Here is a 20918-nt window from a genome sequence, read left to right on the forward strand (position 1 = left end):
TCATTTAGTATGGCACTGTAAATAATTGATATACAAAAAAAGCTTAGCAAAATGCTAAGCTTTTATTTCGATATCTCTTGTAAGGAACCGAAGAATAAATCTGCTTCATTCATTTGTTCATTCTCTTCAGAAAGCAGTGGTAAATCATCTAATGTTTTCAATCCAAATGTGTCCAAAAATTCTTTTGTTGTTCCGTATAAAATAGGACGCCCTGGTCCTTCTGCTCTTCCCATTTCTTTTATAAGTAAATGTGAAACCAACGTTTGTAACGCCTTATCGGTTTTAACTCCTCTAATCTCTTCCATTTCAGTCCTTGTGATTGGTTGGCGATATGCAACAATCGCTAAAGTTTCGAGGGCAGCTTGTGAGAGTGAAGCAGCTGTTGGTGTATCTATTAATTTTTGATAATATGAAGCATGTTCTTTCTTTGTAGCAAAACGATATACTTTTGCATACTGTACAATTTGCAAACCACGGTTTGCACCTTCACATTCTTGTTGCATTTCTTCTAAAATATTAATTACTTCATTCATTTCAATTTCAAGAACTTTTGCTATTTGTTCTGGATAAATCCCTTCATCACCAGAAACAAATAAAAGGCCTTCAATAATTGACTTTTGTTCTTTCCTATCCATTTCACGAGCTCCTTCCTTCTATTTTCCCATAAAAATACACATCAAAAAACCGAATCACAATTAATGCGTTCGGTTCAATATTTTTTCTCTTGTTCCAAACGATACATTAAAACATAGCATGAGATAAAATGTTTGTATCCCATTTTCACATACTTGCTCTATGCAGATTTATTAGAGCTTGATACGAAAATTTCATCAAAATTATGTTCTTGCTCAATTATGATTTGTTGATTTTTCATAAGTTCCAGAACTGCTAAAAATGTTACAACCATTATTTCACGTTCAGCATCAACAAACAAATCGTAAAAGCTTTGGCGACCACCCTTTATTTTTAACTGCTTTAAAATATCAGTCATTCGCTGTTCAATTGGTATTTCTTGACGAGTAATACGTGTTGTTACAGGTTTTTTTGCCTTTTTACGGCGCATTAATTTTTGAAATGCTGCTAGCATATCATATAACGTAACATCAAGAGGTAAGCTTGTCTCCTCTTCTTGTTGCAACGATGTAAAGTCAATTGGTGGACGTGTATATAGCTGTGCTCTTTCTTGTTCTCTTTCTTTTAACTCAGTAGCAACTTGCTTATATTTCTTATATTCAATTAACCTCTCCATCAATTCTTGACGAGGATCATCTATAAAATCATCACCGTTATCAAGTACATCTTCTTCGTGTTTCGGCAACAACATCTTACTTTTAATTTGTAATAACGTTGCAGCCATTACTAAATACTCACTTGCAACATCTAATTGAAGTTCTTTCATCGTATGCACATAAGATAAATATTGCTCTGTAATATCTGCTACAGGAATATTATATATATCAATTTCATAACGATGTATTAAATGTAACAATAGATCTAACGGCCCTTCAAAAGCCTCTACTTTAAAATTATATTGCACAAAGCATCCCACCACATTTTTTCTATAACAACATAAGTATAGAGCATACTCATGTTCTATCCAACCTTTTTAAGAAATTTAATTAAAAATAGACCGATGCCTATGTCATCATGCCCACCACTTCATATGATAACAGTGTAGTAAGAACAATGTAGGAGGTCAAAAAACTATGGGTCACGTTGATTGTGGTTTTAGCGGTGGGTTCGCATTACTTGTTGTACTGTTTATTTTACTAATTATTGTAGGAGCAGCTTGCTTCTGCTAATATGAACAATAACGGCTAGGGGGAAACCTCCTAGTCGTTTATTGTTCATATTTCTATGATACACTTATATGTATAACCGTTAGATAGGAGCGAGAAAACATGTATCCTACCGAATACATACAATTTTTAATTCATTTCCATGGAGATTATGACTATTTTGAATGCCACGAAATACTAGAAGAGTATTGGAAAACAAAACCAAGAGGTAATCGTGATTATTACTTAGTTGGTCTCATTCAAATCGCAGTTTCTTTATACCACCAAAGACGTGCTAATTGGAATGGTTCCACAAAAATGATGAAAAGCGCAATCACAATTTTAGAAAAAAGCGGTGTGCCTTTACAACGTTTAGGAATTAATCAAGTACAACTTCTTTCCTTGCTCAATGAAAGATTGCAATCTATCCATAAAAAAGAACGTTTTTTACCTTTATTTTTACCCTTATCAGATCCATCGTTAGAGAAGCAGTGCATAGAGTTATGTCAAAAACAAAACCTCTCTTGGAAAGACTTGAATGCTATCCCAGGTGAATATATTATAAACAAGCACACTATGCGTGATCGCACAGAGGTCATTACTGAACGAAACAAACAATTACAAAAAAGAAAGCAGAGATAATAAACTACTTATCTCTGCTTTCACGAATGTATATTTTGTTCTAGCCCTTTACATTTTTCGCAAAAACTTGCCGTTTGCTCATTTCCGCAAATTGTAAACTCAAGAAATTTACTCTTTAACTCTTGAACCATCTTCGTCCCAATCCCCACATGACGGTGAGACGGGTTCACACTCAAATGCTGAATTTCTAATACTTGATTCTCTTTTTTTACAATCCCCATTATTCCAACAAAATCTTCATTTTCTTTCCACAAATACAATTGCCAATCATCTTTTGCTTCATATTCTTTCATTGTCAATTGTAATGTTTTCACATCTTTTTCAGTTGGCATAAACGAAAGAAGCCCCATTGCAATTTTTTCATAACTTTTTTTAAAACGAATTAACATAACCCTTATCCCTTCTTACAAAAGTTACAAACTAGTAATCCCCTCAATCACTCTTTTCATATCACATTCATTTTACAATATTTTCAACAGAGTGAGAAGAGTCTAAAACAACTTGATAATCATACAAAGCGAAAAGAAGAAAGTCAAATCTATGTTTCAGCACTATTCCTTTAATAAATAGAGTTAAAAAAAGAAAATTTTATATGGAATGGAAAGAAACATATCATTCAACACCACTTCATTCATAGTTACCCTAAAGCAGCACAATTCTAGCAAAATTAATATAACAAAAAATATTTATTGAAACATATAATGTAATGTATTCTATGTAATTGGTTAAAGGTTTGTTCTCACAAGCAATATATTTTAGCAACAATACTACTTGTATGATGAGCTGTAGAAGAAGTACTCAATCTCATTAAAAATAAAAAAGAGAGCAAAAGCTCTCTTTTTCCTTACCTTATTCTTCCCAAACTTTAACTTCTTTCATTACATCGCCTTGACGCATTTTTAATACTGTTTCAATACCGCTTGTTGCTTTACCAAATACAGTATGAACACCATCTAAATGCGGTTGTGGCTCATGAACGATAAAGAATTGGCTACCGCCTGTGTTACGGCCAGCGTGAGCCATAGAAAGTGATCCTACAAGGTGTCTATGAGGGTTTCCATCAGTTTCACATGGAATAGAGTAACCTGGGCCACCTGCACCTGTACCTGTTGGGTCTCCACCTTGGCTTACGAAGCCAGGAATAACACGGTGGAATGTCACACCATCATAAAATCCTTGCTCTGCTAATTTTTTAAAGTTTTCTACTGTTTTCGGTGCTTCTTCTGGGAAAAATTCCAAGTCGATTTTTTCACCGTTTTCCATTAATATGTATCCTAAAGTTTTCATGCGTATATGTCTCCTTTCAATTATCTCAGCACTATATTACCACATTCATGACTAGAAACAAAAAGAATCCGACAATCTAGATACTTCTTTTTTGAAATGTGGAAAAAGCTAGGTGACAAATAAGAAATATATACTATAATAACTTTGTTGCCCGAAAATTTTAGAAAGAGAAAGGGAGCGATTTTTCGTGAAAACGAAATTATTAGCTCTGCTATTAGCTGTAACGGTATTTATGATGCCAACAGCTTCATTTGCAGACATCATCGAGGGAGAATCAATTGTTACATTAGGAGAGAACTTATCCGAACAACAAAAACAAGATCTGTTAAAAGAAATGAAAGCACCAAAAGATGCTACAATTATCACTGTATCTAATGCGGAAGAACATAAATTTCTAGAAGGCATTGTTCCAAAAGCACAAATTGGTACGAGAGCAATTTCTTCTTCTATGATTACATACACAAAACCAGGATCTGGTCTTATTGTACGATCAAAGAACATTAACTGGGTAACAGATGCAATGTACACTAACGCTTTGATTACAGCAGGTGTAAAAGATGCAGAAATTCAAATTACTGCACCTTTTAAAGTTTCAGGAACTGCAGCTTTAACTGGATTAATGAAAGCATACGAAACTGCGTCCAATAAACAAATTCCTGAAGAAGTTAAAAAAGTAGCGAATGAAGAAATGGTACAAACAGCCCAGCTTGGTGATAAAATTGGTGAAGAAAAAGCAGTTCAACTTGTTGCAAAAATTAAAGAAGAAATTGCAAAAGAACAGCCAAAAACAACAGAAGATTTACGTTCATTAATTAAAAAAATTGCTGATCAACTCGGCATTACATTAACAGATGAACAGTTAGATAACTTAGTATCGTTATTTGATAAAATGAAAAATCTTAATATCGATTGGAATCAAGTTGGTAGTCAATTAAACAAAGCAAAAGAACATGTTTCTGCCTTTTTAGGATCTGAAGAAGGGCAAAGTTTTCTAGATAAAGTGAAAGATTTCTTCTCAAGTATCATTGATTTTGTTAAATCTTTATTCAAGTAAAAAAGAAGCCCGCCAATGACGGGCTTCTTTTTTATACAAGTAACGGTAATTTCATAACAGCCTCTTCAACCGAACGCACTATATGATTTGCTTTCTCCTTTACATATGGATGGGCATGATGAAGAGTAAATGAATGTGGGGTTACTTCAAACATAGAAATATCATTGAAAGAATCTCCAATACAAGCAACTTCATTTGCTTCAATTTGCAAATGATCCATTAGTCGCTTTAGAGCACTCCCCTTACTCACGCCTCTTGGCATAATATCAACATAGCGTTTACCTGATATAAAAACTTCCGCTTCGCCTTGAAACGTATCTCGTAGCTCTTGATCTAACGTCACAATTTTCTCTTCTTCTCCAAAAACAAACAATTTTGCAGGGTGTACAGTCTTACCAAACTCTTCTTCTAACGCTTCAATTTCAGCGATATGCACGCCCATATATGCTTCAAAATTATGGTGATGTTCATTCTTCCTTTTTGTATATCGCTGCTCATTTGCACAAACAATATCCGCTAGTCCTTTTTTATGTATATATCGATATATTTCCTGGGCAACCACATTTTCAAAACTCGATTCATGAAATAAATTTCCATCCGGAAGTAACATTGTCGCTCCATTTAAGCCAGTTGTGTAATATGGGAATGCAAACCTTTTTACAACTTCATCAATTCTGTGTGTAAAGCGGCCAGAGGCAAAACAAATATTTGTCCCTTTCTCAGCTAACCAACACAGCGCACGTTCATCTTCTTTTTGCATATGATTCACATCGTAAACGAGCGTGTCATCTAAATCACTTACAAATAATTTAATCATGTCCTCTTCCCCTTTCATACACAATATCTACTCTAAGTGTACACAAAAAATGTTTGATTTTTGTTAAAAAATAATAAATTTTTTGCTAAAAAAAATAAACGGGTGTATAATCCCGTTTATTTTTGTCTTTTTACATTTTGAGGTCTTACAATACTTGGTCGTACTTTTAAACTAGACATCGTTGGACGGAGTAAAATTTTTGTTAACGCGCCCCAATCAAATGGTAAAAACGGCCATAAATAAGGTGTTTGTAAACTTTTTATAGACGTTAAAAATAAAATTAATATCGTCATACCAATTACAAATCCCATCTCATGGAAGAGACCTGTTAAAATAATAACAAACAATTTCCCAACCTTATTCCCTAATCCTAATTCATAACTCGGTGTTGCATATGCACCAACCATCGAAACTGCTACATACAAAATTACTTCTGGCACAAACAAACCTACATCAATTGCAATTTGACCAATTAATATAGCGGAAATCAACCCTGCTGCAGACGATAACGGCGTTGGAGTATGAATGGCTGCCATCCTTAAAAACTCAAGTCCGACCTCTGCCATTAACACCTGTAATAAAATTGGTAAATGCGTCATCTTAGTCGGTCCAATAAAAGCAAGATTTGCTGGCAAAAGAGTTGGATCAAATACAAACACTAACCAAAATGGTAATAAAAATAACGAGAATATAACACCTAAAAAGCGCACCCAGCGTAAAAATGTACCGACAGCTGGATTTTGTCTAAACTCTTCCGCGTGCTGTAAATGATGAAAATATGTTGTCGGTGTAATCATAGCACTTGGCGATGTGTCAACAAGTACTAACACATGTCCTTCTAGTAGATGATTTGCTGCTACATCTGGCCTTTCTGTATATCGAATAAGTGGGAATGGGTTATAGCTTTGCTTTACAACAAATTCTTCTACTGTTTTATCCGCCATCGTAATTCCATCTACATCGATGTTATTTAATTCTTGTTTTATAATCTTTACTAAATCTGGATTTGCAACATCTTGAACGTATGTAATACAAATATCCGTTTGCGATCTATCTCCTACTCGAACCATTTCATTTCGAAGACGTGGATCTCGAATTCTCCTACGAATTAACGCTGTATTTACAACGATATTTTCAACAAATCCATCCCTCGCACCTCGTACTACCTTTTCGGTATCTGGTTCTGTCGGTGTTCGCCCTGGATAACTACGAACATCGATCGCGAACGCTTCCGTTTCACCTTCCACAAATATCACGATGAGTCCTGATAATACTTGGAGCATTACCTCATCCATCGTTTTCACTTTACTTACTTGTTGATGGATTAAGCGATTCTCTAAAAGCTTCACTGTATCTTCTTCTACATCCCTTATCTCATTTGTATCCACCGCTTCTTCTAAAATAGGGATAATATAATTTGTATCACAAAGTCCGTTTACAAATAACACACCAATTTCTTTATTCAAAATTTGAAATTTACGAATGCCAACATCGTATGTAACGCCTAGTCCAACTGTCTGCTTTAAATAATTTTCATTGTCACTTATGAAAGTTGATATAGGGATATCCACTTTTTTAGGCTTCGTCATAAAAACCACTCCTTTCCAAAATTAATTGAATTGCTTTCTTTGTAATAGGTGACCCTCTCTCCCATTCATCATTTCCGCACATTTTACCAATATCACCAACTCCAACAATGACAGGAACATTTAAATCGTCTAAACAATATATTGTATCTCCACTAATCCTGCCAATTTCACCATCTGGAAGTCCAAATTTATCAACACCATATTCGGTTAAATTCCCGTTCCGATCTACACTTACATCTACACGTGCCCATTCCCAATGATGCGTATTAGACGCCACTGCTAAAATACCGAGCACATCAATTTGTTTATGGGTAGCCACATATTTTAATGCCTTTTCACCAGATCCTTCTCCAATAAATCCACTGTCATCAAACATGACAAATACAGGGTCATATGGCGTTTGCATAATAAGCTCAACAACTTTTTTCCCTGTCAATTTGGTTGGATTACTTTGTGATGCTGAAATACACCTTCCCCCAAATTCCTTCGTTAAAAGCTCAATTGTCCGCTTTGCATATTCATCTCCATCTGTGACCAAAACAACCCTTCGTCTCATTTGATTTATCCTTTCGGTTTACATATAAGTGCTATAAAAAATGAAAACAATATCGCTGCGGAAATGCCCGCAGACGTTAAACTAAACATGCCAATACCAATTCCTAAATATCCATGTTTTTCTGCTGCATGCATTGCTCCGTGCAATAGTGAATGTCCAAAACTTGTAATAGGGACTGTCGCTCCAGCACCTGCAAATTTTATTAGTTTATCGTACAATCCAAATCCATCTAAAATTGCTCCGATGACTACAAAAGTTGCCATTAAATGAGCTGGTGTTAACTTTACGAAATCTAACAATAGTTGCCCAATTAAACAAATAGCTCCACCTACAAGAAATGCATATATAAAATCCACAATTCACTCTCCTTTAACTCTCTCAAATACGACACCATGTGCAATTGTTGGAATCGTTTCCTTCTGTTGCATCATCATCGGGCTTAATAATGCACCAGTCGCAACGACAAAAATTCGTTGTAAATTCCCTTTTTGCATCTCGTGTAATAAATGGCCATACGTAACAACTGCTGAACAAGCGCAACCACTACCACCTGCAAACACTTCTTCTTGACTTGATTCATAAATCATCAATCCACAATCATTGTATATATGCCCAAGATCATAACCTTCCTCAAGTAAAAGTTGTTTCGCAATCGGCGTCCCAACAGCTGATAAATCACCCGTAACAATCAAATCATAATCATCGGCACTTCTTCTTAAATCTTCAAAATGTTGTTGAATTGTATGAGCTGCTGCTGGAGCCATCGCTGCCCCCATATCCAAAGGATTTGTGATTCCTAAATCTTGCACTTTTCCGATTGTAGCTGACGTAATTTTAATTGCACTTTTTTCATTGCTAATTAATATAGATCCTGCACCAGTCACAGTTGAATTTGCTGTCCCTGGTTTTTGCCCACCGTACTCTGTTGGATAGCGAAATTGTCTTTCAGCCGTTGCATTATGACTGCTTACTGTAGCTAAGACACGATTTGCAAATCCACCGTCTATAAAAGCTGAGCCAACTGCTAAAGTCTCCATAGACGTTGCACAAGCGCTAAACATTCCTAAAAAAGGAATGCCCCACTTACGCGCAACATAATTTGCTGTCACTGTTTGATTTAATAAATCTCCCGCTAAAAAGAAATCAATTTGCGATGTTTTTATATTCCCTTTTTGCACTGCTTGTTGAATTGAGTCTGACATTAATCTTCGTTCGGCGAGCTCCCAATTTTCTTCTCCACAATGCAAGTCATCATATGAAATATCAAATTTTTTCCCAAGAGGGCCCTCAGCTTCTTTCGGACCGACAGCAGTACCCGTTGCATTCACATATATATCATTTTGAAATACCCACGTTTGTTTTCCGGTCAACCTCATACTAGCCCCTCCTTTAAGACATAAAAATTTTAAAGGTATACCTTATTAACCCAATGATATATGCACCAACAACCCCAAATACAATCACACTTCCTGCCAGTTTAAACATATTTGTAGCAATCCCTAGAACAACCCCTTCGCTCTTATGTTCTAAGGCAGCGCTCGCCATAGAATTTGCAAATCCTGTTACCGGTACCGCTGATCCTGCTCCAGCAAATTGACCGATTTTATCATATACACCACACCCTGTTAAAATCGCGGATAATAAAACAAGGGTTGCAACAGTTGGGTTTCCTGCCTCTTGTTCACTGAAGTGAAAATAATGTATATAAAATTTCATCAATACTTCTCCAACTGTGCAAATGAGTCCACCTACAAGAAATGCTTTGATACAATTTAGTAAATAGTTTGGCTTTGGATGATACTCCTTCACTTTATTTATGTAATCATCCTTCAATTTCTGACTTGTCATTTATATACTGCCTCCTACTTTACGAAATAAATCCAGTGAAACAACGATCCTATTACTTTCCCAAGTACAAGAGCAACGAGTAAAACAATAATCTTCCCCTCTACCCCTACTCGTTTCGCTAAAATAGGTAGAACATTTAACACCTCTGTTAATGCCGCAGCAAGCATTCCAATGAACGTGCCACAAAATATCCCTAATATAACGAGCCAATATTGCGACGTTTGAAATGTAATGTTTTTCAAACTGCACCAAGCCCCTGTTAAAGTACCTGCAATGACTGCCCACTCAAAATATTGAATATGCTTTCCACTTCTCGTTAATTGGGCTAAACGGGGGATTATACCAAGTACAGCTAAAAATGCGACATATCCGCTACCTACCGCAATCCCTCCAGCTAAACCAATTAAAATAACAAATCCAGACTCAATCATCGGTAAGTTGTTTCATATTATCCTTGTTTTCATTAACGATTACATACTGATCAAGTGACTGTTGGTATTGAAACATCTCAACTTCTAGCGGACTTGGCTCTTCATTAATTCGCTTTTGAAATACATGATTAAAGAATAAAACCATCCCTAAACCAAGACCTAAAGAATAAGGAATTTGAAATAAAAGTGGTTGCGCATTAAATTCTCCAGTAATCATGTAATATAACCGTTGATGTACTTGTTGCATACTTACATCTTCATGGAAATAAATGATCGCAAGGGCCGCTCCAATGAAAAGTAATAGCCATACAAGCCCGAAAAAAATTGGGTGTGTCTTCTTTTTTTCGTATATAATTTCAACAAGAGTTTGTCCAGAACCGAGTAAATTAATTTGTAGATGAGATGCTTTCTGTTGAATAATCTCAATTACTTTCATAACATCAATTACAACATGCGTCTTATCATGCGCTGTTATTTTGTAAACTATCTCATTTTGTAACAACTCAACTACGGAAGAATCTCCGGCAAGTTGAGCAACATCGCCCAGCTTTACTTCATAAGTAGGAGAAACTTTTAAACGATTGCGCATTTTAATATAAATCGTTTGTTCCAACTTTCATTCACCCCTTCACTCTTCCTCGTAGTTGTAGTATGGTTATTGAATTTTTTTCTAATACAATTTTTTCATAAAAAAACATCTGCACCATTTCGGTACAGATGTTTTTTACTTATGCCTTTTTCTTAAATAAGTTTGCAATACTTAATGCAAGCCCTCCCCAAATGACTACTATTCCAATAACCATCATCATAATTGCTGATCCACTCATTATGAAACACCTCGATCTTTCCATTCTTTTTCAAGCTTGGCAGAATCCGAATGTATTTGTGCATTCCATTTCTTTAGACTAATAATTAGCGCAACGATAAGGAAGGCTGCTGCTATCGACCAACCATACGTTACAACAAACTCAGTCGGATAATCTCCATAATTCTTTTTAATGTTTTGGATTGTACCATCAATTAGCATATACCCTAACATAAGCGGAGTAATAACGAGTAAACTTACTCTCCAAAACGTTCCTAATTTAATATCAGATACAAAGTTTGCATGATTTTGATAAACTGGTAAACGACGTAAAATGAGCCCTATCGTCACTACTTCCGCAAGTGCAATTGTAATTAATCCGAAATTATTAGCGAAATAGTCGACAACATCTAAGAACATAAGCCCACCACGTGTTGCAAATACAAGAGAAACTAACACGAGAAGGGTTCCCATAATTCCAATGGTTTTTTCCCGACTCAAACTGAATTTTTCAGATACAGCGGCAAAACATACTTCCGCGAGTGAAATAAGTGATGTGATTCCAGCAACCGTTAACGATAAGAAAAATAATACACCAAACAACGGTGACATCGGCAATTCATTAATAATTTGCGGAAATACTACGAACGCAAGCCCAACGCCAGCACTTGCTACTTTATCAACCGGTACTCCCATATTATTCGCCATAAATCCAAGAGCTGCAAAGACCCCAATACCTGCTAATAATTCAAATCCTGAGTTGGCAAATCCAGTAATAAAGGCATTATTTGTTGTATCCGAGTTTTTCGGTAAATAACTAGAATACGTAATCATAATTCCAAATGCTAAAGATAGACTAAAGAATATTTGACCATAAGCAGCAAGCCATACTTTCCCATCAAAAATACGACTCCAATCTGGTTTAAAGAATGCATCTAGTCCTTGCATAGCACCTTCCATCGTCACTGCACGAACGACGATAATAAGGAACATAACAACTAATAAAGGAATAAATATACGGTTAACAACTTCTATTCCTTTTTTAACTCCTTTAAATGCAACGCCAAGCACAATAATCCAAACGAGAGCTAATGGAATTAATACTTCCGGTACAAGTCCTCCAAATTGCCCTGGCTTATCTGCAACATGTAAGTACTCTTTAAATAAAAATGATTGCGTGTCTTTTCCCCATGCTCCAGTAATTGCAAAGTATGTATACGATATAGACCAAGCAATAATCACTGCATAATATGTTGAAACGATAAATGTTACGCACATTTGCCACCATCCAATAAATTCGGCACGCGGGCTAATACGGAAAAATGTAAGTGGTGCTGAACCACGATGACGATGACCAAGGGCAAACTCAAACGCTAACAATGAAATACCAGTCGTTAATAATGCAAATAAGTACGGTAAAAAGAATGCTCCTCCTCCATTTTCATACGCTGTATAAGGAAAACGCCATATGTTTCCTAATCCAACGGCAGATCCGACCGCTGCAAAAATAAATCCAGCTCTCGTTCCCCATTGTTGCCTCGTTTCCATGTTTCCTTCCCCCTTTATGACAAGTTCATACTTGGATTATATTTTAAATTGACTAAATTATCAATAAATTCTGTTAATTTTTGCGAAAATTAACATCTCTCTCCTATTAACGGCATAAAAAAATCGAATAGACAATTATTCGTCTATTCGATCTTTCATCTGTTTTAATATTTTCTTTTCAAGTCTTGAAACTTGTACTTGCGAAATGCCTATGCGCTCTGCTACTTCTGACTGTGTTTGATCTTTATAGTAACGCAAGTATACAATTAAGCGCTCTCGTTCATCTAGTTCTCTAATCGCTTCTTTTAAAGCAATTTTATCGAACCATTTCGTTTCAGATTGATCTGCAATTTGATCTAAAATAGTGATTGGATCTCCATCGTTTTCATATACAGTTTCATGTATAGACGAAGGGGCCCGGCTCGCTTCTTGTGCTAGAACAACTTCCTCTGGCGTTAGTTCTAGTGCCTCTGCCACTTCATTAATCGTTGGAGCCCTTCCGAATTCTTTCGAAAGCTCATCTCTCATCTTTCGAATTTTGTTTCCTGTTTCTTTTAAAGACCTACTAACTTTCACTGATCCATCATCACGTAAGAAACGTTGTATTTCACCAATAATCATTGGAACTGCATATGTTGAAAATTTCACGTCGAAAGATAAATCAAATTTATCTACCGATTTCAAGAGCCCAATACATCCAATTTGAAATAGGTCGTCTGGTTCGTATCCTCGATTAAGAAACCGCTGTACAACCGACCAAACGAGGCGCATATTACTTTGAACGATTGTATCTCTCGCTTGTTGATCTCCATCTTGACTTTTTTGAATTAACGCTTTTAGCTCGTGGTCCTTTAACTGAGGTTTCTTCTTCTCATTTTTGACCTCTATGTCCATAGGCTATTCTCCTTAATTGCATAGAGCGTTACTATTTGATAAGTATTTTGTCAAATGGATTGTTGTCCCGAAAGATTCGTTTGAAATAACTTCTACTTCATCCATAAAATTTTCCATGATAGTAAATCCCATTCCGGAACGCTCTAATTCAGGTTTAGTTGTAAAAAGGGGTTGTCTCGCTTCATCTAAGTTAAAGATTCCAATCCCTTCATCTCGAATCGTGAGTTTCACCATTGCTTCTTCCAAAATTACAGAAATATAAACAATACCTTCTGCATTTCCTTCGTATCCATGAATAATTGCATTTGTAACCGCTTCTGACACAACTGTTTTAATCTCCGTTAATTCTTCCATCGTTGGATCTAGTTGTGCAATGAAAGCCGCTACTGTAACGCGAGCGAACGATTCATTTTGACTTAATGCTGAAAATTGAAGGTTCATTTCATTTCTCATCTATGCCACCCCCAACGTCGCGAGCGCGTGCGCTTCACTTTCTTCTAAGCGAACGATTTTGAATAAGCCCGACATTTCAAATAAACGCTTAACAGGCGGTGAAATTGCACAAACAACCATTTCTCCACCTAATCCCTTTACGTGTTTATATCGGCCTAATATAACACCTAGACCAGAACTATCCATAAAAGATAAGTTCTCTAGGCTCAAAACAATATGATGAACACCATGTGTCTCAATCATATCTGTTACTTTCGTTCGCAACTCTTCAGCCGTATGATGATCTAATTCACCCTCTAGTCTCACACATAGGACGTCACGTTTTACTTCTAATTGCATGGAAAGACTCACACGATTTCCTCCTTATGCTCAAACTTTACTTATTCACATACATAAAGATTTTCGTGATACAAAATAAGAATCCTTCCTGCTGACAAAAGAAGAACTATTTCGTCATAAAGTGAAACCTTTCAGCATTATTCACTTACATACGAATAGAAAAGCGGCAAAATATTTGCCGCTATTTTGATGTTGAAAACATCCCAAAGCTTCTTTTAAATAACTCCCACCAGCTCGCTGCAGCAACATCTTCTTTTGCTACAATTGTTTGTTTTAATAAAACATCCTTATCTTTTTTAATAACAAGTGTACCAAGCGCGTCACCTTTTTTAATCGGTGCTTTTACTTTCTTTTCAGCAATTACTTCTTGTTTTACCTTGTCCATATTCTCGCCCTTCTTCATAAGAAGGGAAACATTATCTGATGCAACTAAATCTACTTTTTCTTTTTTCCCTTTCCCTACTTGAACTGTCTTAATTTTTTCGCCGCGCGTATACAATTTCTTTGTCATATATTGACCAAATGCATAGTCAAGAAGCTTCGTCACTTGGTTGTTCCGTTCTTTTGATGTTGGTGCTCCCATGACAACTGAAATGACACGCATGCCATTTTTTTCAGCCGATGCTGTTAAACAATATTTCGCTTCTGTCGTAAAACCTGTTTTTACTCCATCTACGCCAGGATAAAAACGTACTAGCTTATTCGTATTAACGAGCCAAAACTTTTTATCCGTATCTTCACGTAAATAATCTTCGTACTTACCTGTATATTTACGAATAAGTGGATACTTCATCAATTCTCTCGCCATTATAGCCATATCATTTGCTGTCGAATAATGGTCTTTGGCCGGAAGACCTGTTGGGTTTTGAAAATGTGTATTTTTCAGCCCTAGATCTTTCGCCTTTTTGTTCATCATATTTACAAATCCTTCTTCTGAACCTGCGATATGCTCGGCTACTGCAACAGATGCGTCATTTCCAGATGCAATGGCAATACCCTTTAACATCTCATTTACAGTCATCTCTTCCCCAGGTTCTAAAAAGATTTGCGATCCACCCATTGAAGCTGCATGTTCGCTCGCTCTAACTTTATCGGTCAGCTTTAATTTTCCTTTTTCAACTTGTTCCATAATTAAAAGCATTGTCATAATCTTTGTCATACTAGCAGGTGGTAATTTTTCATTTGGGTTTTTATCAAATAAAACTTTACCTGTATCTTGCTCAATTACGATTGCTGACGACGCTTGTTCCGCTAACTTCGGTGTTGTTTCTTCTGTTTTCTCCTGCTTCGTTTTCTCAGATTGTGCGAAACTCACTGAAGTTCCAGAAAGCAATAACATGAAACAAACAAGTATTCCAAAAACTCGCTTCATGACTAACCCTCCATTCTATATCAGACCTATTTTTTCCAATTTACCTTTTTTTAATACCAAATTTTTCTAAAATTTTCAGTTGACAAATACATTCGTCCCCTATATTGTATTAAGTGTATTACACACAGTAGTACACTTAATACATATGAGGAAGGAGACATTGCTCTTGCATATTCAACTTGACCCAAGAAGCAACACTCCGATATGGGAACAAATTGTTCAAAATATAAAAGAACTCGTATTGAAAAACATGTTGGCTCCAAGTGATAAACTTCCTTCTGTACGCGAACTCGCTTCTTTACTCGTTATAAATCCAAATACAGTGAGTAAAGCGTATCAAGAGTTAGAGCGACAAGGAATTATTGAAACGTTACGAGGAAAAGGAACATTTGTATCCCAATCGATTACCCCAACATTAGACGAAAGGAAAATCGCTATGGTTGAAAAGCAATTTCATCAATTACTATTAGAAGCCTCTTATCTTGGTATTACGAAAGATAAAATTCATGATTGGATAGATTCATACTATAAAGAGATTGGAGGGAATACGGATGTTGAAAGTGACAAACTTGAAGAAAACAATTGATAATCAAACAATTTTAGACGATGTTTCTTTCACATTGCAAAGAGGGAGTATCATCGGATTACTCGGAAGAAACGGTGCGGGGAAAACAACTTTATTGCGAACGATGGTCGGTATTTTAGACCCAGACGAGGGAACTGTTACATATGAAGATACAAACATTCATCAGTTTCCTGAAATAAAGAAAAAAATTGTATATGTTCCTGATTCTACTAATATATTGAACGGCTATACGATAAAAGAAATCGTAAAGTTTTATAAAGAAGTTTATACCGCATTTGATGAAACACATTTCTATGAACTGTTAGAACGTTTTAACTTACCAAATAAACGAATTCGTAGTTATTCAAAAGGAATGAAAGCACTGCTCGCCATCATTTTAGCCGTTTCTACAAAGGCAGAATATATCATTTTAGATGAACCGACAAATGGACTTGATCCTATCGTGAAAAGGAAAATTTTACAGTTTCTCGTTGGAGAAGTTGCAGAAAAAGAGATTACCATTTTCATCTCCACCCACCATTTAGATGAAGTAGAACAAATTGCAGATACAATTATTATATTAAAAGGCCATACTATCTCGTCTATTACATCACTAGACGATGCAAAATCACGATTTGCTAAAATACAAGTTGCTTATGAACGTTCATTACCTCAAAAACTAGAAAACTTAAGCAATATTAAAATATTAAATCAAACAGGAAAAGTATATACAATCTTAATCGAAGGAAATGTGGCTACAACACTGGAGAAGTTTTACAAAGAGCAACCTATACTTATTGAAGAATTAACAATGTCACTTGAAGATGTCTTCGTTACGACACTGGAGGAGGATGGGTATGTTTCATAAAGCGTTGTGGATGTGGAATTGGAAGCGTGGGAAATATGCTGCGTTACTTTTTCTCTTCAGTTCACTTTATTTTTTATCTTTCGAATACTATCAAGAAGCAGAAACTCAACAGTCTCTCTTTCTCCATCCAGAAAAAATAGGTGAAGAAAAGTTCTACTATCATTATTCTTTTTATTCTTCTAATAGCTTTTGGTTAGGTATTATTACAATTATCCTATCCTGTATATTAATTGGCTGGGAGCGAAGTAATCAAAATGGAGATTCACTTATGACATTTCCATTTAAAAGACGTGATATGTTCTTATCGAAATGGGTTTTCGGTGGATTTTTCATTGTACTATCATTTCTAATCAATTGGGGTCTTATGTATTTTATTTATAAATCTACGATTCACTTTGAATATCAATCTTTCGAACCATTTCACCGATATTTCCTGTACGCAATTTTCACATATATCGCTATCTATACTGTCTCTTTATGTATAGGTACATTTACTGGCAGTATTATTTCACAAAGCATCTTCAGCATTACTTTTTGCATAATGGGAATGGGAATCTTTTCACTCTTACTCCTTTTCTTTACAGCTCACGCTGAGGCAATACAGGGGAATAAAAGTTATACGAATTTCGAAAACATTTATAAATTCAATAAAAAGACCAACATTTCAAGCGCTATATTAGACTTTTCAATTAGTTATAATTACCACCCTACTGTCCAATCAGATGAAGATCATGGAAAAGTAATACAAAGGGGACCCACTTTTCATAGTTACTACTCTGCAAAAGTAATACTTGTTCCTATCTTCTATACTATTTCCAGCTTACTAATTGGTATGTTTCTTTATGCACGATCACCTAATGAACATAATAAGAAAATTTTCCTTTTTCCAAAATACAACTCACTCTGGATGTGGGGTACTACCTTTTATTTTGCATTAATAGGTGGGCAAATGTTAAAACGTTTTGATTTATTATTTAGTTACTATGTTGGATTCTTTTTATTTGGAATCGTCACTTATTTTATATTATCACGTCTTACAAACTATAAAGTTTTTTAAAGGAGAGATCCTATGTTTCAAAAAGCATTATGGGTGCATACCTACAAACAAAGTAAATATATTGTTTGGCTATTTTGGTTAGTAAGTTTTTATGTACTATCATATAAATACTATTTAGCAGCTGCCGAGCAATTAAAATATTTTCATGAACATAATGAATGGAAATATATATACCGATATAATTATCAACTTTCACTTCCCGATGCTATTATGGTTCAAGGAGGACTCCTTATTATATTAGCCTGTATTCTTATTGGATGGGAACGTCAAAATCAATCAAGTGACATTTTATGGTCTATGCCATTTAAACGAACACATCTCTTCATAACGAAATGGCTTTTTGGTGTGTGTAATATTGTAGCTATCGTTATACTAAATTGGGGACTTTTTGCTATTATGAAAAAGACAACCTTTCATAATAAGTATCAAATATTTTCACCATTTCATACTTACTTCTTATACATGGTTATTATCTTAATTGCTATATATACACTTGCATTATGCATAGGAACAATTGCTGGTAATATGATTTCACAAGGATTTTTCAGTGTTGCTATACTTGGATTCCCTTTTATTTTGCCGACTCTAATTGCCGGGGCTATTTCTATTCATACGGTTGGACTTATTTCCAATCATCCCGTCTATACGGAGGAAAATGTAGATCGTTACGGTTCAGTAATAGAAAAAGTGAGTATTTTAGCGCCAGTTCGCGGATTCAATATTAATTTTAATTACGATCCTCAACGTGCTTATACTGATCAACAAGGCGTACGTCATGATGAACCTAATTTTACGTATATTCCTTCAGCAACAAAACTTATCGGTCCAATCGTAAATATACTTATTCTATTACCTTTAGGAATGTACTTATATACAAGATCACCTAATGAACAAAACGGAAACTTTCTATTATATCCGAAGCTTAAAACACTATGTATGATATGTTGTGTAACCTTTATTGGAATGTTTGGAGGAATGGCAGCGGGCGGAAGTCATTCTATCGTAAATTATTATATTGGTTTTATAGGGACCAGTACGATAGTCTACCTACTATTATCTCGCTTATTAAAATTCAAATTTTCTTGGCGTGTGAAATAACCTCCTTTTAAAGGAGGTTATTTCACATTCTCTCTCCTATCCCCATACACCATCTCTTCTTTCATCCCAAATCCATCACCATTTTGCACAATTTGCTCTGTCGGTGCAACTACACTTTCAGCAATTTTCCATTCCCCACGCTCTTTCACAAATACTTGTAGAAAATAGTTCATGCCATCTAGTTGATATGCATTTTCTTTTTTCACATTATAGTGAATCGCAATGTAGTACACTTGAATGTTTTCTTTTCCTGTTTTTGATACGTATTGCGATAATCTCGGTATATAGAGGGCCGCTTTCTGAAAAGATAGTTGTTTCTCTTTAACAAGCGATGAACTTGTTACATTACGTAATGTGTCCTGATTACGAATATTATCGCTATGATGGAATAATACTGCGTTTTGCATAGAACGAACCCATAATTTCGAATATAAGACTGTATTATCGGTTTCAATGTACTTCACTTCTTTTCGCACCACTTGGATAGGCGTATCTGCGTACGTAAATGTTTGAAAATAGAAAAAACCACCAAATAAAATGGTAAGTGCAGCAATATATTTCATAATCTTTCCTCCGATCTTTTAATTAAAGTATCGGAGTTTCAAAATATTTTTATTCAAAAGAAAAAGGATAGGAATGCTTTCGCTTCCTATCCTCATTTATTATAATACGCGGCCAAATAGTTCTAAGACCATTTCTATTTCTTGGTCGCTCCAACCTTTAAATCTCTCTTTATAATATTCTTTACGCACAGCTTCAAGTTTTTCAGTTACTTCTCTTCCGTGCTCTGTAATTTCTAAATACACGATTCGACGATCTGAATTAGAACGTTTTCTTTCTACTAATCCTTTTCGTACGAGACGATCTGTAACAGCTGTAATATGACTGGAGGTTACGTTTACTTCACTCGCAATTTGCGAAGCCATCTGTGGACTCTTTAAAAATAACGCACGTAATACAGAAAATTCATTATATGGCATATGTTCTGCAAAACGTGTATTAATATCATTTTGTAATAAACGTATCATTTTTCGAAATGATGCAGATAAATCTAAAATCAGCGTTTCTCTTTTTTCGTTCAATAGCCTCGTCCCTTTTTTATCATATTTACACATATTATAATCTATAAATACCTATGTTGTACATGCTTTCTTTCCTCAACATTCTCATTTATGTAACTTTTTTCATATAAATTTCTTTTTTGTTCACACATATACATATAAAAAGGATGGTGATGGAAAATGCAGGGTGGAATGAATCCTTATTTACACAACGTACGCACAGCTAATACTGGTAAAGAAGCTACTATTACTGTACAAGGCGAAGGCGTCGTTAAAGCAAAACCGAATGTTGTTATATTAACGCTTGGCATTCGAACAGATGATAAAAATGTAAAACAGGCTCAAGAAGAAAATGCAGTGCAATCCAAACAGTTGCTGGATGCACTTAAACAGCTTGGAATTGCCGATAAAGATATAGAAACGATTTCTTATACGATCACTCCTCAATACGAATATGTAAATGATAAAGCATTGCTACAAGGATACCGCGTGGAGCATTTGTATGAAATTACCGTTTTAAATGTACAAAAAGCTGGGGAAGTATATGATATAGCCGTTTCAAATGGCGCAAATGTAGCAAAAGGTTTACGTTTCCGAGTATCTCATCCAAATAAATATTATGAGCAAGCTCTCATTCAAGCTCTGCACCAAGCAGTAGAAAAAGCTCGTGCTATTGCGAGTACATATAATTTAAATATTAATCCTGTTCCCCTCTCATTCGTTGAAGAATCTGCCCAATTACCACGGGAGGTTACGTCTTATGCTACTTTACATGCGCAAGCAGCCCCGCCCATTCAATCGGGTGAATTAGAAATCATTTCATCCATACGGGCTATTTTTACGTATTTATAACGAA

General features: G+C 35.4%; 28 protein-coding genes. 8 read left to right on the plus strand and 20 right to left on the minus strand.

Going from position 1 to position 20918, the window contains the following annotated elements; genetic code table 11:
- Positions 1-62: 62 nt before the first annotated feature.
- Both scpB and scpA read right to left on the minus strand, forming a co-directional pair.
- On the minus strand, positions 63-635 hold the full coding sequence (gene scpB, locus ACQGSG_RS01850) for a segregation/condensation protein ScpB (RefSeq protein WP_000375170.1): 573 nt from the start codon (positions 633-635) through the stop codon (positions 63-65).
- A 158-nt stretch (positions 636-793) separates the two neighbouring features.
- Positions 794-1537 (minus strand): segregation/condensation protein A, encoded by a 744-nt coding sequence (gene scpA, locus ACQGSG_RS01855; RefSeq protein WP_001199752.1) that lies wholly within the window; start codon positions 1535-1537, stop codon positions 794-796.
- A gap of 169 nt (positions 1538-1706) precedes the next feature.
- Between scpA and ACQGSG_RS01860 the strand changes: the two genes are divergently transcribed.
- Positions 1707-1802: a YjcZ family sporulation protein gene (locus ACQGSG_RS01860; RefSeq protein ID WP_000510194.1), complete on the plus strand. Its 96-nt coding sequence runs from the start codon at positions 1707-1709 to the stop codon at positions 1800-1802.
- 99 nt (positions 1803-1901) lie between these two features.
- Positions 1902-2420 (plus strand): DUF309 domain-containing protein, encoded by a 519-nt coding sequence (locus ACQGSG_RS01865; protein WP_325842494.1) that lies wholly within the window; start codon positions 1902-1904, stop codon positions 2418-2420.
- A gap of 20 nt (positions 2421-2440) precedes the next feature.
- On the opposite strand, the gene ribT is transcribed toward ACQGSG_RS01865, so the two are convergent.
- Both ribT and ACQGSG_RS01875 read right to left on the minus strand, forming a co-directional pair.
- Positions 2441-2809: a GNAT family N-acetyltransferase RibT gene (gene ribT, locus ACQGSG_RS01870; protein WP_000908401.1), complete on the minus strand. Its 369-nt coding sequence runs from the start codon at positions 2807-2809 to the stop codon at positions 2441-2443.
- Between the two features lie 460 nt (positions 2810-3269).
- A complete protein-coding gene (locus tag ACQGSG_RS01875) occupies positions 3270-3707 on the minus strand; it encodes a peptidylprolyl isomerase (protein ID WP_000853782.1) in 438 nt (145 codons plus the stop codon).
- Positions 3708-3894: 187 nt separating this feature from the next.
- On the opposite strand from ACQGSG_RS01875, the gene ACQGSG_RS01880 reads away from it, so the two are divergent.
- On the plus strand, positions 3895-4761 hold the full coding sequence (locus tag ACQGSG_RS01880) for a DUF1002 domain-containing protein (protein WP_000850515.1): 867 nt from the start codon (positions 3895-3897) through the stop codon (positions 4759-4761).
- A 31-nt stretch (positions 4762-4792) separates the two neighbouring features.
- On the opposite strand, the gene ACQGSG_RS01885 is transcribed toward ACQGSG_RS01880, so the two are convergent.
- From ACQGSG_RS01885 to dacF, 14 genes are all read right to left on the minus strand, one after another.
- Positions 4793-5596, minus strand: coding sequence for a Cof-type HAD-IIB family hydrolase (locus tag ACQGSG_RS01885; RefSeq protein WP_001987215.1), 804 nt, complete (start codon positions 5594-5596; stop codon positions 4793-4795).
- Between the two features lie 98 nt (positions 5597-5694).
- Positions 5695-7167 carry a spore germination protein SpoVAF gene (gene spoVAF / locus ACQGSG_RS01890; protein ID WP_000165596.1) on the minus strand — a complete coding sequence of 491 codons (1473 nt, stop codon included), beginning with the start codon at positions 7165-7167 and terminating at the stop codon, positions 5695-5697.
- On the minus strand, positions 7154-7723 hold the full coding sequence (locus tag ACQGSG_RS01895) for a stage V sporulation protein AE (protein ID WP_001254415.1): 570 nt from the start codon (positions 7721-7723) through the stop codon (positions 7154-7156). Before ACQGSG_RS01895 ends, spoVAF begins: the two co-directional genes overlap by 14 nt.
- A 5-nt stretch (positions 7724-7728) precedes the next feature.
- Positions 7729-8079, minus strand: coding sequence for a stage V sporulation protein AE (spoVAE, locus tag ACQGSG_RS01900; protein WP_000345904.1), 351 nt, complete (start codon positions 8077-8079; stop codon positions 7729-7731).
- A 3-nt stretch (positions 8080-8082) separates the two neighbouring features.
- Complete coding sequence (gene spoVAD, locus ACQGSG_RS01905; protein WP_001241163.1) at positions 8083-9099, minus strand: stage V sporulation protein AD; 1017 nt, start codon at positions 9097-9099, stop codon at positions 8083-8085.
- Between the two features lie 13 nt (positions 9100-9112).
- Positions 9113-9571: a stage V sporulation protein AC gene (spoVAC, locus tag ACQGSG_RS01910; protein ID WP_000203810.1), complete on the minus strand. Its 459-nt coding sequence runs from the start codon at positions 9569-9571 to the stop codon at positions 9113-9115.
- A gap of 14 nt (positions 9572-9585) precedes the next feature.
- Positions 9586-10002 (minus strand): stage V sporulation protein SpoVAB, encoded by a 417-nt coding sequence (spoVAB, locus tag ACQGSG_RS01915; RefSeq protein ID WP_000572936.1) that lies wholly within the window; start codon positions 10000-10002, stop codon positions 9586-9588.
- Positions 9995-10615 (minus strand): stage V sporulation protein AA, encoded by a 621-nt coding sequence (locus ACQGSG_RS01920; RefSeq protein WP_000438366.1) that lies wholly within the window; start codon positions 10613-10615, stop codon positions 9995-9997. Before ACQGSG_RS01920 ends, spoVAB begins: the two co-directional genes overlap by 8 nt.
- A 115-nt stretch (positions 10616-10730) precedes the next feature.
- Positions 10731-10829, minus strand: coding sequence for a methionine/alanine import family NSS transporter small subunit (locus tag ACQGSG_RS01925; protein WP_000016826.1), 99 nt, complete (start codon positions 10827-10829; stop codon positions 10731-10733).
- Positions 10829-12355 carry a sodium-dependent transporter gene (locus ACQGSG_RS01930; RefSeq protein WP_000450089.1) on the minus strand — a complete coding sequence of 509 codons (1527 nt, stop codon included), beginning with the start codon at positions 12353-12355 and terminating at the stop codon, positions 10829-10831. The genes ACQGSG_RS01925 and ACQGSG_RS01930 overlap by 1 nt, the downstream gene beginning before the upstream one ends.
- A gap of 135 nt (positions 12356-12490) precedes the next feature.
- Positions 12491-13249: an RNA polymerase sporulation sigma factor SigF gene (gene sigF, locus ACQGSG_RS01935; protein WP_000350729.1), complete on the minus strand. Its 759-nt coding sequence runs from the start codon at positions 13247-13249 to the stop codon at positions 12491-12493.
- Between the two features lie 12 nt (positions 13250-13261).
- The gene (gene spoIIAB, locus ACQGSG_RS01940; protein ID WP_001243398.1) at positions 13262-13702 is read right to left on the minus strand and encodes an anti-sigma F factor; all 441 of its coding nucleotides are present in this window, start codon (positions 13700-13702) and stop codon (positions 13262-13264) included.
- Complete coding sequence (gene spoIIAA / locus ACQGSG_RS01945) at positions 13703-14053, minus strand: anti-sigma F factor antagonist (RefSeq protein ID WP_000059135.1); 351 nt, start codon at positions 14051-14053, stop codon at positions 13703-13705.
- A gap of 169 nt (positions 14054-14222) precedes the next feature.
- Positions 14223-15413, minus strand: a complete 1191-nt coding sequence (dacF, locus tag ACQGSG_RS01950; RefSeq protein WP_000831998.1) for a serine-type D-Ala-D-Ala carboxypeptidase DacF — start codon at positions 15411-15413, stop codon at positions 14223-14225.
- 166 nt (positions 15414-15579) lie between these two features.
- Here dacF and ACQGSG_RS01955 point away from each other — a divergent pair, with 166 nt between their 5' ends.
- The 4 genes from ACQGSG_RS01955 to ACQGSG_RS01970 are packed head-to-tail and all read left to right on the plus strand — an operon-like array spanning position 15580 to position 19001.
- Entirely contained in the window at positions 15580-15999 is a 420-nt protein-coding gene (locus ACQGSG_RS01955; RefSeq protein ID WP_000548027.1) for a GntR family transcriptional regulator, read from the plus strand.
- A complete protein-coding gene (locus tag ACQGSG_RS01960) occupies positions 15965-16846 on the plus strand; it encodes an ABC transporter ATP-binding protein (protein WP_325842495.1) in 882 nt (293 codons plus the stop codon). Before ACQGSG_RS01955 ends, ACQGSG_RS01960 begins: the two co-directional genes overlap by 35 nt.
- A complete protein-coding gene (locus ACQGSG_RS01965) occupies positions 16836-17903 on the plus strand; it encodes an ABC transporter permease (RefSeq protein ID WP_000468528.1) in 1068 nt (355 codons plus the stop codon). Before ACQGSG_RS01960 ends, ACQGSG_RS01965 begins: the two co-directional genes overlap by 11 nt.
- Positions 17904-17915: 12 nt before the next feature.
- Positions 17916-19001, plus strand: a complete 1086-nt coding sequence (locus ACQGSG_RS01970; protein WP_000486561.1) for a hypothetical protein — start codon at positions 17916-17918, stop codon at positions 18999-19001.
- A 17-nt stretch (positions 19002-19018) separates the two neighbouring features.
- Here the strand turns inward: ACQGSG_RS01970 and ACQGSG_RS01975 are convergent, their stop codons facing one another.
- Positions 19019-19564 carry a hypothetical protein gene (locus ACQGSG_RS01975; protein ID WP_325842496.1) on the minus strand — a complete coding sequence of 182 codons (546 nt, stop codon included), beginning with the start codon at positions 19562-19564 and terminating at the stop codon, positions 19019-19021.
- Between the two features lie 99 nt (positions 19565-19663).
- Positions 19664-20083, minus strand: a complete 420-nt coding sequence (locus ACQGSG_RS01980; RefSeq protein ID WP_001003305.1) for a MarR family winged helix-turn-helix transcriptional regulator — start codon at positions 20081-20083, stop codon at positions 19664-19666.
- A 159-nt stretch (positions 20084-20242) separates the two neighbouring features.
- On the opposite strand from ACQGSG_RS01980, the gene ACQGSG_RS01985 reads away from it, so the two are divergent.
- Positions 20243-20914, plus strand: coding sequence for an SIMPL domain-containing protein (locus ACQGSG_RS01985; RefSeq protein ID WP_001161448.1), 672 nt, complete (start codon positions 20243-20245; stop codon positions 20912-20914).
- The last annotated feature ends 4 nt before the right edge of the window (positions 20915-20918 follow it).

The organism is Bacillus sp. GMa5/1, from assembly GCF_050172015.1.
Classification (GTDB): Bacteria; Bacillota; Bacilli; order Bacillales; family Bacillaceae_G; genus Bacillus_A; species Bacillus_A cereus.